Below are 16493 nucleotides of genomic sequence, written 5' to 3'. Positions count from 1 at the left end.
CGTAATTCTTTATTGCTCTATTGCCAGCAGCTCAACATCAAATATCAATGCTGCACCCGGACCAATCTTCGGGCCTGCGCCACGGTCGCCGTAAGCCAGCTCCGACGGAATGAACAGGCGCCATTTAGAGCCTACCGGCATGAGTTGCAGGGCTTCTGTCCATCCTTTGATTACACCGCTTACCGGGAAAGAAATAGGCTGTCCTCTATCCACAGAACTATCGAATACAGTACCATCGATCAGTGTGCCGTGGTAATGTGTTTTCACTTTATCATTGGCGGTAGGCTTAGGACCATTACCTTCTTTCAGGATCTGGTATTGTAAGCCATCAGGCAGGGTTACTACGCCCGGCTTGGTTTTGTTTTCAGCCAGGAACTTCAGTCCTGCTTCACGGTTCTTTGCTGTTTTCTCTGCTTTCAGCTGTTGCAGGTAATTGCTTATGCTCATATCAATTTGTTCTTTTGATAGTATTTGTGGCTGATTTTTCAGCGTTTCCTGTATCGCCTTCGCCAGTACGGCTGTGTTAACATTTTCCAGTCCCTGTGCCTTCAGATTTTCTGCAATGCTAACCCCTATACCATAGCTTACCGAGTCGATCCGGGTTTTTAATACCGGCGCCTTCACGGCGGCTTTGGCTACTGGTTTCTTAGGTGTAGGTTTGGTTTGGCTGAAGCCTTGTGTACACAGGCATCCCAGCGCTCCTATAAACAGGTATTTCTTGTACATAAATGAAGTCAGGGTTTTTAATGTAGGTTGCAAGTTAATCAATTAAGTATTTCCGAGGACAGGGCTTTTCCAACCAGGGTGAACAATCTGACATAATACTTGTTCCTCACTTAGCGTTAATTTGCGTGCTATGAAGATGTATAGCTGGTTAATGTTATATTCTCAATGCTTAATTCTCAACAACAGGTAGCAACACATTAGACGGATGCGCTGCATCATGATAAATCTTTATTGTTGCCTTCTTAAAATCTTTGTCAGTGGCTTTATAGATGTCCATGAATTGCTGGGGATTACGATCTGCCAGCGGGAACCAGCTGCTCTGGATCTGTATCATCATCTTATGCCCCTTCTGGAAGGTATGGGCCACATCAGGCATGGTAAATTTCACTTTTGAGGGCTGGTTCGGAACAAAAGCTACTGGTTTTTCGAAGCTGTTGCGGAATTTGCCTCTCATGATTTCTCCACGTACCAGCATCTGGTAACCGCCCATGGGATAAGTGGAGGTAGGTATCCGGCGATGCTCGCTGCTGGCATCCTCTTCGTATTTGAAGTCATCCGGAAAAACATCTATCACCTTTACAACGAAGTCGGCATCGGTGGTACTGGTGCTGGCTACCAGTTCTGCAATTACGGGGCCGGCCAGTGTGACGTCTTTGTCAAGTACTTCACTTTCGAATACGGCAACGTCTGGTCTGCGGGAGGCGAAACGCTGATCATCGGTCATGTAGTTGATCGTGCGGTTAAAGTGTACATCTTCGGTGTACGGTACTGGTTTGGAAGGATCGCTTACATATTCGCTGAAACTGTTGGAAACAGTGGGTTTGCTGAAAGAGAGCTTACCGTTTTCCTGCAGGTATACCGGCTTTTCCGACATGCCTGCCGGAGGCCATTTCGGGAATTGTTTCCATTTATTTTCTCCGGTAAAAAAGATAGTGGCTTCCGCAATATCAGGGGACTGCCCTTTACCTTTCAGGTAATAATTGAAGAAAGGAATTTCGATGTTTTTGGAATAATATTCCGCCGTATTGCTGCCAAAACGCACATTACCCAGGTGAGTACCATCGTTAGATGACCACTGACCGTGGTACCAGGGGCCCATTACGATACGGTTATTAGTGGAGGGGCTTTTCTCCTCAATTGCTTTATACGTATTCCATGCACCGAAGCAGTCTTCTGCATCAAACACGCCGCCTACTTCCAGCATAGCGGGTTTCACATTCGTGAGGAAGTTGCGCACATTGCGTGCCTGCCACCAGTTGTCGTAAGTAGGATGCTCATACATTTCTTTCCAGAAAGCCACGCTATCGCCGATTAGTTTGGCGAAGTTGGGTAGAGCGCCGGTTTCCAGGTAGAATTTATAAATATCGTGTGTATAATAATCGAATCCTTTAGGGCCTTGCGTAGTGGGTCCGGGATGCGGATGATCGAACCCGGTGTAGAAAGAGAAGGCATCTGAAATAAAGAAAGCGCCATTGTGATGGAAATCATCGCCGATGAACCAGTCGGTCACCGGAGCCTGCGGGCTCACTGCTTTCAGCGCCGGATGGCTGCTGAGTGCTCCCATAGTGGAGTAAAAGCCGGGATAGGAAATACCAAAGATGCCTACATTACCATTGTTGCCAGGCAGGTTTTTTACCAGCCAGTCGATAGTATCGTAAGTATCGCTGGCTTCATCAATATCATTTTTTCCTTTCTTGTTCGGGTTGAAAGGCCTTACGTTTACAAACTTACCTTCACTCATCCAGGTACCGCGAACGTCCTGGATTACCATGATATAACCTTCTTTCAGGTATTCCTTGTAGTGATTTTTGTACAGCGGACGAAACGCCTCTGTACCATAGGGAGAAGCAGAATAAGGAGTACGGGTCATCAATATCGGATGTTTCTCCGACTGATCTTTAGGAAGATAGATAGAAGTGAACAGCCGGACACCGTCGCGCATCGTGATATACACTTCTTTCTTGGTGTAGTTTTGATACATCCAGAGCGAATCCTGGTTAATTGCTTTACATGCAGCGGGGAATAAAAATGCCACGGTGCAGGCCAGCAGCAGCCATTTTCTCATAAACAGTTTTTTTGATTTGATAGCAACTAAAGTAGTGAAAAATTGAAACAGGTGTTATCGAAATAATGAACGCGATTACTTGCCAAGCTTTTCTCTTTCTTTTTTAGGAAGACTAGCCACTACAAGATCGTAGGATTTCCGGATCCATTCCATGATTAACCTGTTGGAAATACCGGCATGCAGATCCACTGTATTCCAGTGTTTTTTATTCATATGATAGCCGGGTGTAACGCCCTCATAGCGTTCACGGAGCTCAATGGCTTCATCCGGATCTGATTTCAGGTTGATGCTACTGAATTCAGTGATCCCGCCAAGGGCAAACACTTTACCACGTACTTTATAAACGAGGATTTCGTCTCCAAAAGGAAATTCTTCGGTAACTCCGGGCAGCGCAATACAATATTCCTGAAATTGAGCGAGGGTCATAGCAGATGATTTACCTGCAAAAATCAGCATTTATCGGCAGAATTAAGAAATAAAGCAAAAACCTCAGCAAAGGTGCTATCCATCGCTAAGGTCTTCGCTTTATTTCTTAATGCTATATTCCCTGTTCTTAATGCTTATCAGGGTTTCTTAGCCAGTGAAAAGTAATATATAGAAACGTCCTTTGCGGTAGCGGCTTTCGATAATTGTATCACATTGCTGCCAGCGAGAGGTGTGCTTGTTATGGTAGCAGAAAGTTCTCCGGCAGGTGTATCCGTTATTTTAACAGCGTTGTTGGCGCTCATCAGCCACGGACCGTATGCATCCATCATTTCATATGCCAGCAGCGGATTTTTGATGAGGTATGGCGCCAGCGGATTGATTAACTGCCCATATTCCAACGTAGCTTTTGCGTCATTTTCTATGGTAGGACCTAAACCTGTATAAAAATCGTGCTGATGGAAGCCGGTGACATTATTGCCTGTGTAAGTGAATTCCAGGTAGTACAAATATTTACTATCGTTGCGTCTTACGGTATCCTCATAACCTATCCTGGCCATCATACCTGAACCATTAACTTTCAGTGTAAGCGTATCTTTACGGGTATTGACACCTGAATTGTCGAAACCTTGTTTGTACAGGATAGCTTTATCACTTTGCCATACGAGCGAATCTATAGTGGAACCCGACTTGGTAGAGGTGGATTTTCCCAACACTACCCGGCCGTTGTTGTCATAAGTGTACAATGTTTTTATCTTCTCTCCGTTGTCAACGAAGGCCCAGGTTTCTGTGATCTGGTTATTCACATAAACAAAACTGTCGGCCATCTGGCCGTCTACTGCAATACTTTTTACAATGTAGGCATCATTTGAAGGTGTTGGGTCAGTGCTTTTGTCAGAACCACAGGCAGCAAAAACAAAGCATGCAATACCCGCAGGCATCAGCCAGCTTTTCTTGATAGGTAACATAAGGTTGTTTTAAATTAAAGATTCAGTGTTGAGGTTTTATTTGGTCAATATTTGTAACAGTTAATAACAGTACAGAATGCTTTCTGTATTCGGGCGGCAAGATATATACAATTTATTTTATTCCTGTAAATCTTTTGATCTTAGTAAGTTGGGAATGATGTTATTATATTTTACTGATACTGATGATCACACGGGAATAACGTGCATAGGTGACTTCCACCAGTTGTCCGGCTTCAAAATCCTGCAGTGCTCCCTGCATCCAGTAAAACAGCCGCCTTTTATTATCTTCCAGTAACAACATAATGTGGGTCTGTGTATTATTTTTCTCCAGGTATAAAGCTTCCATCGGAGCCTGTAAGGTGCCCTTCTGCAAGGCTGCCAGATCCTTTTTTATAGCCCAATAGCGTATATCCGTTGCCTTTAGATACAGGAAGATAAGTACCGCAACAAGTCCTAACAACCACAACCAGTACCATGGATTTTTGAAAGACAACAACAACTCATCGATATCATCCAGTACTTCAACACTGTAAAGATACGCCTGTGGTACCAGACCGGCTGCCAGCAATAATCCCAGCCCTGTCAGCCCTGACCTGATCAGCTGCCGCCGGTGTGCTTTCAGGGCGTCCTGTAGCATGTGATATTCGTTTGTTCTGATAAAGGTGTAATCAGACATGGTTGTCTTATCAGTTTTTCAAATGGCTAATATATATTAAAATATTTAATTAGTTTAATGTTGTATGTGTTTAAGTCGTTTAATTGCTGAAGTGAGTTGGAAATAGTTTTCTAATTTGCAGCCTTCCTTGTTTGTGATACAACCCCGGTTACAACTAAAATAAGAAACGTGAAAAGGATTTTTTTATTAGTAGCGGTATGGTTATTTGCAGGCAGTAGTTATGCACAGGATACCACCCAGTTAACCGTAGAAGGACGAAAGAACAGTGCTTCCCAGCAGTCGAAGCCTTACCTGATCATGATTTCGATCGATGGTTTCAGGTACGATTATGCAGAGAAATATAACGCTGTAAATCTGCTTCGCCTTTCCGGAGAAGGAGTGCGGGCCACCGCAATGCAGCCTTCGTTTCCATCCCTGACCTTTCCCAATCACTATTCCATTGTTACCGGCATGTATCCTGCCCGTCACGGAATTGTGGATAACCATTTCTACGACCGTAAGCTGGATTCCATTTACAAGGTAGGCAACCGTGAAACGGTGGAGGATGGTTCCTGGTACAATGGTATTCCATTGTGGGTATTGGCAGAAAAACAACAGATGCTAAGCGCCAGCTATTTCTGGGTAGGCTCTGAGAGCGCCATACAGAATATCAGACCCACTTATTATTTCAGGTATCAGGAAAAAACAGGTATAGATCAGCGTATTCAGCAGGTGGTCAACTGGCTCAGCCTTCCTGCAGAGCAGCGCCCGCACCTGATCACTTTTTATTTCCCGGAAGTAGATCATATGGGGCATGCCTATGGTCCGGAGTCGGATAGTGTGCGTAAAGCTGTTCAGTTGGTAGATGAGAGTATAGGTAAAATGGTGGCAGCTGTGAATAAACTCCGGTTGCCGGTAGATTTCATCATAGTGTCTGATCATGGTATGCTGAAGGCAGATACGGAAAACGTACTCACCCTGCCGGATGTACCGGAGCTGAAGCCACTAAAAATACTGACTGGTAGCGAACGTGTAATGTTATACGGGAACAATGAACAGGATATCAAAACCGCTTATGATTATCTGAAACAGCATCAGCAACATTATACTGCTATGATGAAAAAGGATATGCCGGAAAGATGGCATTATGGGCAGGAAGATATTTATAACCGTATTGGCGACATCTACCTGCTGGCAGAGCCTAATTATATTTTCAGCATGGGAAAACGAAGAAATCCGGGACACCACGGATACGATAACAACCTGACAGAGATGAACGCCATTTTCATGGCCTGGGGCCCTGATTTCAAACAACACCTTCGTATTCCAACCTTTGAAAACGTACATGTATATCCGTTAGTAGCCCGGATACTTGGCCTGGACATAACTCAGCCCATCGACGGAAATGTTGATGTACTTGGAGGAACATTAAAGAGCCTTTAGCTGATAGTCTTTAGAAAAAATGCAGCGAAGACCAACATCATGTGATCTTCGCTGCATTTTTTTCTAAAGACTAAAGGCTTTTTATTATACCGCCGCTTCTTCGTACGAACTCACCGGCTCGCAGGTGCAAATCAGGTTTCTGTCGCCGAATGTATTGTTGATACGGCTTACAGAAGGCCAGAATTTATTCAGCTTCACATATTCCAGCGGGAATGCTGCCTGCTGACGGGTGTATGGACGGGTCCATTCGTCGGCAGTGATGAGGAGCTGTGTATGCGGTGCATTTTTCAATACGTTGTTCTGTTTATCAGCTTTGCCTTCCTCTATAGCACGGATCTCTTCGCGGATTGCCAGCAGGGCATCGCAGAAGCGATCCAGTTCTCCCTTATCCTCGCTTTCTGTAGGTTCAATCATGATAGTACCCGGAACAGGGAAGCTCATGGTGGGAGCGTGGAAACCATAGTCCATCAGACGTTTGGCCACATCTTCCGCTTCAATACCGGCAGTTGCTTTAAACGGACGCAGATCTACGATGAACTCGTGAGCACAGGTGCCGTTTACACCGGTGTAAAGGATGTCGAAAGCTTGTGCCAGTCTTGCTTTCATGTAGTTGGCATTCAGGATTGCAAATTCAGATGCCTGTTTCAGGCCTTTGAATCCAAGCATACGGATATAGGCGTATGATATCAGGAGTATGCTGGCCGATCCGAATGGTGCTGCTGATACAGCGTTAGCATGTTTACCATCATTCAGTGTAACATGGCCTGGCAGGAATGGAGCGAGGTGTTTTGCTACGCAGATAGGGCCCATGCCGGGTCCGCCACCGCCGTGAGGTATTGCAAAGGTTTTGTGGAGGTTCAGGTGGCATACGTCTGCGCCGATCAGGCCGGGAGCAGTTAAGCCTACCTGGGCGTTCATATTGGCGCCATCCATATATACCTGTCCGCCGTGTTCGTGGATAATAGCGCAAATGTCTTTTACGCTTTCTTCATAAACACCATAGGTGGAAGGATAGGTGATCATGATACCTGCCAGGTCATTGCTGTATGTAGCAGCTTTGGCCTTGAGGTCTTCTACATCAATATATCCATTCTCGAGGGCTTTCACCACTACTACTTTAAATCCGGCCATTACTGCGGAAGCAGGGTTGGTACCGTGTGCGCTGATAGGGATCAGCATTACATTGCGGTGGCCTTCATTTCTGCTCTTATGGTATTCGCGGATCACCAGCAGACCTGCATATTCGCCCTGGGCGCCACTGTTAGGCTGCAGGCTGCACGCATCGAAGCCGGTAATCTTGCTGAGGTATTCGCTTAGTTCGGTAGTCATCTGTAAATAACCTCCTGCCTGATTCTTGGGTGCGAAAGGATGCATTTTGCTCCAGTGCGCCCAGCTCAGGGGGATCATTTCGGTTGCCGCATTCAGTTTCATGGTGCAGGAGCCGAGAGAGATCATGGAAGTATTCAGGGAAAGATCTTTATTTTCCAACAGCTTCAGATAACGCATCATCAGTGATTCGCTATGATAGCTGTTGAACACCGGGTGCAGCATGTAAGGGGAAGTACGCTGCAGATCGGCGGGAATGCCGGTAATACCTGCTGAAATGGCAACGGCATCAGTAGTGCCGGCTCCGAAGATGTGCAGGATATTGTTTATATCAGCGATAGTAGCTGTTTCATCGAGGGAAATACCTACGTTTCCATTTGCATAGTAACGGAAGTTGATGCCAGCCGCTTCTGCTGCATCTTTCACATCTTTATCAACACCAGTTACCACGATGGTGTCGAAGAAATGGTTAGCCGCAAGTTTCAGGCCTTTGGCTTTCAGTTTCTCCGCCAGGGTGTTGGTGAGCAATGCGATGCGGGTAGCAATGTTTTTCAGCCCCTGTGGTCCGTGATATACGGCATACATAGCAGCCATATTCGCCAGCAGGGCTTGTGCTGTACAGATATTGGAAGTAGCTTTCTCACGTTTGATGTGCTGCTCGCGGGTTTGCAGCGCCATACGCAGCGCACGGTGACCTTGTGCATCGACGCTCACACCGATGATACGGCCAGGGATGGCACGTTTGAAATCATCTTTTACAGCGAAGAAGGCTGCGTGCGGTCCACCAAAGCCAAGCGGAACACCAAAACGCTGGGCAGAACCAAAGGCAGCATCAGCACCAATTTCACCCGGAGGCGTCAACAGTGTTAGCGCCAACAGGTCAGTTGCTACACCTGCAAAAGCACCAACAGCATGCACTTTATCAATGAAAGCACGGTAGTCGGCAGCAGCGCCCAGATCATCCGGGTATTGTACCAACGCACCGAAATACGACTCATCGAAGGTGGCTGTACGGTAATCACCGGTTACTACTTCGATGTGCAGCGGTGTGGCACGGGTGTATATTACATCCAGTGTTTGCGGATAAGTATTGTTGTCTACAAAGAATTTACCCCTTGTAATATGATCATGATCCTTGTTGAGGGCATTGAAGAACATGGTCATCGCTTCAGCTGCCGCTGTTGCTTCATCCAGCAGGGAAGCATTCGCAATGGGCAGCGCAGTGAGATCTGCTACCATTGTCTGGAAATTCAACAAACTTTCCAGACGGCCCTGGGAGATCTCCGCCTGATACGGCGTATACTGCGTATACCATCCCGGGTTCTCAAAAACATTACGCAGTATTACGCTGGGCGTAATAGTGTCGAAATAACCCTGACCAATGTAGTTCCTGTATACTTTGTTTTTCAGTGAAACTTCCTTCAGGTGGCGGAGATAATCGCTCTCACTCATCGCTGCAGGAACAGCCAGCGGCTGTTGCATACGGATAGCGCCCGGAACTGTTTTACTGATCAGCTGATCCAGGTCGGAAACACCTACAGTTTCCAGCATCTGTTTGGTCTCTCCTTCATTCGGCCCAATGTGACGGTGCACGAATTCATTCTGTTGAACATCAAAAAGATTCATGATATAAGCAGGTAATTTGAAATAGAATGCGCAAAGCTATGCAGATTTTTAGCAACAGCCAAACAAGGGGCCCCTGCCGGGGTAATACGGTGATAAATACTACTTTATTTTAAAGCTCATGTGTCATAATTTTGTCCATTCACTATTTACCTATCTTTGCTGCAATGAGCAAGATTTTAGAAGACTGGGAACAAAAGGCCCGGGAGAAACAGAAAGTAAATAAACAGTATCTCGATAAGCTACAAACCCGTCGCGGGAAAGGTGTCGAAAAACTGTTGCCGGACCTGCATGAAGAAGCATTCAGTAAAATTGATTGCCTTCAATGCGGCAACTGCTGTAAAACAATCAGCCCACGCTTCAAAGCTCCTGATATCAGGCGTATATCCAAGTATCTCGGAATGAAGGAAGGGGAGTTTATTGAGAAATATCTCCGGATCGATAGCGATGAAGACTATGTGGTGAAGTTTTCTCCATGCCCGTTCCTGAGTGCTGATAACTATTGCAGCATCTATGACGCCCGCCCGGGTGATTGTGAAAACTATCCTTACACCGACAGCTATGATTTTTTTAAACGTCCTAAGATCACGTACGAAAATAGTACGGTTTGCCCGGCCGTTTATTATGTATTGGAACGATTGAAAGAGAAATTCAGCCTGTAGTGGCTACTCTTTTAAATTCAGGTTCCGCATGGCGGGGGAAATGATGTAGGTAGTAACCACCACGCCCAGCGTTACAAAGCCACCAAATACAACGGAAGGTACAAGTCCGATAGCCCTTGCCATAAAGCCGCTTTCAAAGGCGCCGAGTTCGTTGGATGATCCTACGAACATGGAGCTTACAGAAGCTACCCGCCCACGCATATCGTCGGGCGTTTTCAGTTGCAGGATGGTTTGTCTGATAATCACGCTTACGCCGTCCAGTGATCCGCTGAATAACAACAGGAGCATGGAAAGATAGAAGTTTTTGGAGATACCGAAGAAGATGATGGTCAGGCCAAACCCAAATACAGCCGCCAGCAGCTTGAGCCCTGGTTTATTGGCCAACGGCCTGTGCGCCAGTATGAACATGGTAACGAGGGCGCCGATGGCAGGAGCAGAGCGAAGTAATCCATATCCCAGAGAACCTACATGCAGCACATCTTTTGCATAAGCCGGCAACATGGCCACTGCTCCTCCGAACAATACCGCAAACATATCCAGCGCCATCGCATTGAGTACCACCCTGGTTTTCCAGACGAAGCGCATCCCCTGGGTCAGTCCGTCGAAAAAGCTTTCCCCTTTGGGCTTATAGTAAATAGGCTTGGGCTTAATTTTTATCAGGCTGTATAACGGTGCCAGGAAAACTATCACCACCAACAGCATCGACCAGTGTACGCCGAACCAGTGTATGAACAGGCCACCAAGCGCCGGCCCCAGTACGCCGCCTATCTGCCAGGCTGAACTGCTCCAGGTAGAAGCGTTAGCGTATAACTCACGGGGTACGAGCAGGGATAGCAATGTGAACGTAGAGGGGCTGGTAAAGGCCCGAACAGTGCCTCCGAAGAAAACCAGCATGTAGATCAGGTTCAACACCCATTGCCTGGGAAGCCCGGCTACTGCCTGGTCCCATGTTAACAGAAACAACCCCAAACCGATAATAATATACGATATGACACATTTGAGCAGGATCCCGCGCTTCTCCAGCTTGTCGACCAGGTGACCGGCAAAAGGTGCCAGGGTCACTGCAGGTATTACTTCCGATAAACCAATCAATCCCAGCGAAAAAGGATCTTTGGAGATTTCATATACTTTCCATTCAATAATAGCAAACTGCATTGCCAGTGCAAACACCAGCGCAAAGCGGATAACAAGGTAATAATTGAATTCTGGAAAGCGTAACGAGGCGTATGGGTCAGGTTTTGAAGCCGAAGTGTCCAATCTGATGAATTTTGGGTAAATGTACAAAAAACGGGAAAGCACTATATTTATTCTGTATTAATTCCAGCGAGCTATGAAACCATTTCTGTTCAGCTGCCTGTTTCTGCCGGCAATACTGATCCATACTGCCTGCGCCCACAGCAGGCCTAATGAAAATAATGAGCCGCCTCAACGCAGGGTGAAGCTGCAACTGGTGACCGACGGGTTTATATCGCCTGTAAATATGGCTGTTCCCGGGGATGGTTCCGAGAGACTATTTTTTTGTCAGAAAGAAGGAAAAGTATGGATCGTTAAGCAAAACAGGCTGCTCCCAACGCCTTTCCTGGATGTCAGCGCAGACCTGGTGAATATCAATCCCGGTTACGACGAAAGGGGACTGCTTGGCATGGCCTTCCATCCGGAGTTTATACGTAACCGAAAGTTTTATGTGTACTATAGCGCAAAAAAAGCCAAACCTGGTTTCGACCATACCAGCAGAATACTGGAATTTACCGCCTCGGCATCTAATCCGGATGTGGCAGATCAAGCCTCCGGCAGGGTAGTGATGGAGATCGACGAGCCGGAATCGAATCATAACGGTGGTCAGCTGCAGTTCGGACCGGACGGATATCTTTATGTAGGCCTCGGAGATGGTGGCGGTGGGGGCGACAAGCACGGGGCCGCCGGCAATGGCCAGAACCTGGGTACCTTGCTGGGCAAGATATTAAGAATAAATGTTAATGGTACACCCTATACGATACCACCCGATAATCCGTTCGTTAACCGGCCGGGTGCACGGCCTGAAATATGGGCCTATGGCCTGCGGAACCCCTGGCGCTTCTCATTCGACCGTCAAAGCCGGATGTTGTTTGCAGGCGATGTAGGACAGAACAGGTATGAGGAAGTAGATATCATTACGCGGGGTGGTAACTATGGCTGGCGGATCATGGAGGGAAACCATGAATATAATGTACCGCCGGGTGCCGACCGTTCAACGCTCATTGCACCAATCGACGAATATAGCCACGATGTGGGGATCAGCGTCACCGGTGGCTATGTGTACCGGGGAAAAGCCATCCCGGCGCTGCAGGGCGCTTATGTGTTCGGGGACTACAATGGTAAAGCCTTTGTGCTGACCGTCAGCGGCCGGAAGTGGGAGCGCGCTGATCTGGAGCTGCTGGGCCGCCCGAAGGAGGGGATACAGATACTCAGCTGGGGCGAGGATGAGAACGGAGAGCTGTACATGCTAACCAGCAGTTCCGGCAGCAATGGTTTTAAAGGGGCCATATACAAACTGGTAAAGGAGTAGCCCGGGGGAACGTTATAATCCCGCCTGGCAGCGGTTTTTCAGCCGTATATATGACTCCGTGCCCGTTTGGCCCAATTTTTTGTTAAAAGGAAATAAATTCCGTAGCCGACGGATGATTTTATTTTATATTTGGTTTGACAACATTTAAGTTCAATTGAGATACATATGAGACTGAAAGTGATTATACCGGTAGTGCTGCTTAGCATTTCCGCAGGTGTGTTGGCTTTTAATAAGCTGGGGCATAACGAAGATCCTCCCGGACGTTATGAAGTGATCATGAACCTGGTGGGGCAGATGCTGAAAGAAGGACATTACCAGCCGAAGCCGATAGACGACAAATTTTCTATTGAAGTTTTTAATAAATACCTGCGTAGCCTGGATACGGAAAAGAAATTTTTCCTGAAAACGGATGTGGAAAAGTTGCAACCTTTATCGCTGCATATTGACGATGAGCTGAAAGGGGCTCCCATCGATTGTTTCCGCAGCGTCAATGCCCTGATCAAGCAAAGAGTCGCTGAAGCCGCTGTCATCTACCCGGAAATCCTCTCCAAACCTTTCGATTTCACGACAGATGAAAAGGTGACACTGGATCCGGATAAGGTCGACTATCCCGCAGATGAAAATGCCCGTAAGGAAGCATGGCGCAAGGTGCTGAAATACCGCACCCTGGAAAAACTGACCGACCTGATGGAGCTGAGGGATAAAGACAAGGAAAAAAAGAACGATACCATTAAGATCAAAACAGATACAGAACTGGAAGCGGAAGCCCGTTTAAAAGTTAAACAGCTGTACGACCGTTATTTCGAACGCCTCAAAACAAGGCAGAACGATAACGATCGTTTCAATCTTTATGTGAATGCTATCACTACCACAATGGATCCGCATACTGATTACTTCCCGCCTGATGAAAAAAGGGCGTTTGAAGAACAGATGGCGGGTAAGTTCTTTGGTATCGGCGCCCAGCTGAAAGAAGAGGGCGACAAGATCAAAGTGGTGAGCATTGTTACCGGAAGCCCGAGCTGGAAACAGGGCCAGTTAAAGGTGAACGATGTGATACAGAAAGTAGCCCAGGGGGCTACGGAGTCTGTTGATATTACCGGTTATCCTGTGGAAGACGCAGTGAAACTGATCCGTGGTAAAAAAGGTACTCCGGTGAAGCTGACAGTGAAGAGTGTAGATGGTACCGTGAAAGATATTACCATCGTTCGCGATGAAATCGTTACAGAAGAAACGTTTGCAAAATCAGCCATCATTAATGGCCAGCATAAGATCGGCTACATCTACCTGCCTGAATTTTATGCCGATTTCAATGACCGCAACGGCGCACGCAGTGCGGATGATGTGGCCAAAGAAGTAGCCAAACTGAAAGCAGAGAAAGTAGAAGGTATTATCCTCGATCTTCGCTTTAACGGTGGTGGTTCCCTGCAGGATGTAGTACAGATGGCCGGCCTGTTCATTCCCGAAGGTCCTGTGGTACAGGTGCGCTCCAGAGGCGGTGATGCGGTAGTATTGCGTGATCGTGATAAAAATGTGCAGTACGAAGGCCCGCTGGCGATCATGGTGAATGAATACAGCGCTTCTGCTTCCGAGATCATGGCGGCTGCTATGCAGGATTACAAACGCGCAGTGATCATCGGTAGCACACAAACTTTTGGTAAAGGAACCGTACAGCGCCTCTTCAACCTGGATGATTTTTATCCAATGAAAGATGGCGGTAGCCTCGGTGCACTGAAACTTACCCAGCAGAAATTTTATCGCGCTAATGGCGGCTCTACCCAGCTGAAAGGGGTGGCTTCCGATATCGTATTGCCGGATCCGTATTACGAAATCGCAGAACGCAAAGACTCTGATGCACTGGTTTGGGACGAAATTCCCCGCGCTGCCTTCACATCCTGGTACAATCCGGTAAATGTGGAACCTCTCAAAAAGAACAGCGAAAAAAGAATGGCTAACAGCCAGGCTTTCAAACTGCTCAATGAGAACCTCAGCACCCTGAAAAAAATGGAAAAACAGGAAACTTACTCACTCAATCTGCAGACTTATAAATCAGAACAGAAAACCAATACTGCTGCGCTGAAAAAATACGATGCAGTAAATGATAAAGTGAAAGAGCTGAGCATCATCAACATCAAATCCGACATGGAAAAACTCGGTGCCGATTCGGCTAAGATCGCCCGGAATAAAGACTGGATCAAGGTAAGAACCAAAGATATCTACCTCGATGAAGCCGTGAATGTTATGAATGACCTGATTGCCCAGGCATTACCGAAGATGCAGCCGAAGAATAACCGCTGATTAGTTAAGAATACAGAATTAAGAAATAGAGCGAAGGCCTAAGCGATAAAATGTTATTCGCTTAGGCCTTCGCTCTATTTCTTAATTCTATATTCTTAATTCTTACTTCTCCGCTTCCAACACCTCAATGGCTTTCTTCACCATTGGATCATCTGCATTGATAGACTCATAAAAACCTTCCGTTCTGTACAGCTGGCGTGCCAGCATAGCTTTCAGCCGGTTCCGGATCTCCATTTCATCTTTCGTACTAACACGGTCTATGCCCGGTACACTGTCTTTTTTCGCGTAAACCCTGAAATCATTGATCAGCTCAGGGTTGAGCTGGAAGCCTTTAATGAACTGCTCCGCATTTTTATAGCTGGCAAATGCATCCCTGTGAGAGGTATAATACTGGTAAGCAAAATTGCTGAACGTATTATGTGTGTAGAGGGCCGTCATGGTAGAGGAGAAGCGGGTAGTATCAAATGGCATGAAGATGTCGGGTGTGATACCGCCGCCGCCATATACGCGCCGTCCGGAGGCTGTTTTATAAGGCACAGTATCGGTGAGCTTTATACTGTCTTTATTGACCATTTCTCCATGATGGTAACGTTCCACAATGTCATCATCATAATCTGCATGTCCTTTACCATATGGCTTCTGAATGCTCCTGCCTGAAGGAATGTAATAACGCGCCACTGTCAGTCGCAATGCGCCACCATTGTCGAGATCGTATTGTTCCTGTACCAGGCCCTTACCAAAGGTTCGGCGGCCGATGATAGTGCCGCGGTCCCAATCCTGTATGGCGCCCGACAGTATTTCGCTTGCCGATGCGGAACCTTCGTCTGTCAGGATAGTGAGCGCACCTCTTTCAAACAACCCTGGACGTTTGGTCTTATAATCGGTACGGGGGAAATCTTTACCCTTCGTGTATACGATTAGTTTATTGTCTTCCAGCAGCTCGTCTGCTATACGGGTAGCTGCATCCAGGTAGCCTCCCGGGTTCTGGCGCAGATCGATGATCAGTTTCTTCATTCCCTGTTGTTCCAGCGAACGCATGGCCTTCATGAACTCATCGTAGGTAGTGGCGGAGAACTTGCTGATCTTGATATAACCGATGCCCGGTGCTGCGATATAACTGGCATCTATACTGTACAAAGGAATAACTCCCCTTTTGATGGGGACGGTGATGGTTTTCTGTTGCCGGAGTATGATCGTATTGACAACGGAACCTGCCGGCCCACGCAGTAATTTACGGATCTTGTCGGGCGTAATATTGTTGCCTGCAACCAGGCTGTCGTTCACCCGCAGGATTTTATCACCGGTCTGAACCCCGGCCGATTCTGAAGGTCCTCCGCTCAGCACACTGACAACATTCACAGTGTCGGCCGTAATATTGAACTCCACCCCAATTCCTTCAAAATTTCCTTCCATGTCTTCATTCACCCGCTGCAGCTCAGCTGGCGGAATATAAATGGAATGTGGATCCAGTTGGGAAAGCAGCCCGTCAATGGCTGTCTGTTGTAAACTGTCGGTATTAAGGGTATCTACATATTTCGCTTTGATCAGGTCCATTATCTCCTGCAGCGGCCCCCGCGGAGGTTTGGCGAAAAATACGGTGGCGCCTCCTGTGCCCGACCCGGGCATTTTATGTCCCAGGAACATTCCCAGGGCCAGTACAACCGCAAATAGAAGAGGTAAAAAAACATTCAACTTCCTGTTAGGCATAATCTGATTATTATCCGGCTAAATTATATGACCAATCTTTACATTCATGCAGTTG

The 16493-nt window shown here is 46.9% G+C and carries 12 protein-coding genes; 4 read left to right on the top strand and 8 right to left on the bottom strand.

Translation table 11 applies throughout. From position 1 onward, the window contains the following. Positions 1-9: 9 nt before the first annotated feature. From UNH61_RS23830 to UNH61_RS23810, 5 genes are all read right to left on the bottom strand, one after another. Positions 10-759 (bottom strand): FKBP-type peptidyl-prolyl cis-trans isomerase, encoded by a 750-nt coding sequence (locus UNH61_RS23830; RefSeq protein ID WP_326994522.1) that lies wholly within the window; start codon positions 757-759, stop codon positions 10-12. Between the two features lie 136 nt (positions 760-895). Beyond that, positions 896-2791, bottom strand: a complete 1896-nt coding sequence (locus UNH61_RS23825; RefSeq protein ID WP_326994521.1) for a CocE/NonD family hydrolase — start codon at positions 2789-2791, stop codon at positions 896-898. Positions 2792-2866: 75 nt separating this feature from the next. After that, complete coding sequence (locus UNH61_RS23820; RefSeq protein WP_326994520.1) at positions 2867-3217, bottom strand: MmcQ/YjbR family DNA-binding protein; 351 nt, start codon at positions 3215-3217, stop codon at positions 2867-2869. A 137-nt stretch (positions 3218-3354) separates the two neighbouring features. After that, positions 3355-4182, bottom strand: coding sequence for a hypothetical protein (locus UNH61_RS23815; protein ID WP_326994519.1), 828 nt, complete (start codon positions 4180-4182; stop codon positions 3355-3357). 163 nt (positions 4183-4345) lie between these two features. Next, positions 4346-4858: a hypothetical protein gene (locus UNH61_RS23810; RefSeq protein WP_326994518.1), complete on the bottom strand. Its 513-nt coding sequence runs from the start codon at positions 4856-4858 to the stop codon at positions 4346-4348. A 168-nt stretch (positions 4859-5026) separates the two neighbouring features. On the opposite strand from UNH61_RS23810, the gene UNH61_RS23805 reads away from it, so the two are divergent. Then, a complete protein-coding gene (locus tag UNH61_RS23805) occupies positions 5027-6280 on the top strand; it encodes an ectonucleotide pyrophosphatase/phosphodiesterase (RefSeq protein WP_326994517.1) in 1254 nt (417 codons plus the stop codon). 84 nt (positions 6281-6364) lie between these two features. On the opposite strand, the gene gcvP is transcribed toward UNH61_RS23805, so the two are convergent. Beyond that, on the bottom strand, positions 6365-9232 hold the full coding sequence (gene gcvP, locus UNH61_RS23800; RefSeq protein WP_326994516.1) for an aminomethyl-transferring glycine dehydrogenase: 2868 nt from the start codon (positions 9230-9232) through the stop codon (positions 6365-6367). 164 nt (positions 9233-9396) lie between these two features. On the opposite strand from gcvP, the gene UNH61_RS23795 reads away from it, so the two are divergent. Next, on the top strand, positions 9397-9891 hold the full coding sequence (locus UNH61_RS23795) for a YkgJ family cysteine cluster protein (protein WP_326994515.1): 495 nt from the start codon (positions 9397-9399) through the stop codon (positions 9889-9891). 3 nt (positions 9892-9894) lie between these two features. On the opposite strand, the gene UNH61_RS23790 is transcribed toward UNH61_RS23795, so the two are convergent. Beyond that, positions 9895-11148, bottom strand: coding sequence for an MFS transporter (locus UNH61_RS23790; protein ID WP_326994514.1), 1254 nt, complete (start codon positions 11146-11148; stop codon positions 9895-9897). Between the two features lie 73 nt (positions 11149-11221). Between UNH61_RS23790 and UNH61_RS23785 the strand changes: the two genes are divergently transcribed. Then, positions 11222-12436 (top strand): PQQ-dependent sugar dehydrogenase, encoded by a 1215-nt coding sequence (locus UNH61_RS23785; RefSeq protein ID WP_326994513.1) that lies wholly within the window; start codon positions 11222-11224, stop codon positions 12434-12436. Positions 12437-12601: 165 nt separating this feature from the next. Next, positions 12602-14731 carry a carboxy terminal-processing peptidase gene (locus UNH61_RS23780; protein ID WP_326994512.1) on the top strand — a complete coding sequence of 710 codons (2130 nt, stop codon included), beginning with the start codon at positions 12602-12604 and terminating at the stop codon, positions 14729-14731. A gap of 102 nt (positions 14732-14833) precedes the next feature. Here the strand turns inward: UNH61_RS23780 and UNH61_RS23775 are convergent, their stop codons facing one another. Next, positions 14834-16438 carry a S41 family peptidase gene (locus UNH61_RS23775; protein ID WP_326994511.1) on the bottom strand — a complete coding sequence of 535 codons (1605 nt, stop codon included), beginning with the start codon at positions 16436-16438 and terminating at the stop codon, positions 14834-14836. Between the last annotated feature and the right edge of the window lie 55 nt (positions 16439-16493).

This window comes from Chitinophaga sp. 180180018-3 (assembly GCF_037893185.1).
In the GTDB taxonomy this organism is placed as follows: domain Bacteria; phylum Bacteroidota; class Bacteroidia; order Chitinophagales; family Chitinophagaceae; genus Chitinophaga.
Note: the sequence above shows the minus strand (reverse complement) of the source record. Positions and strands in the feature narration are given on the sequence as shown.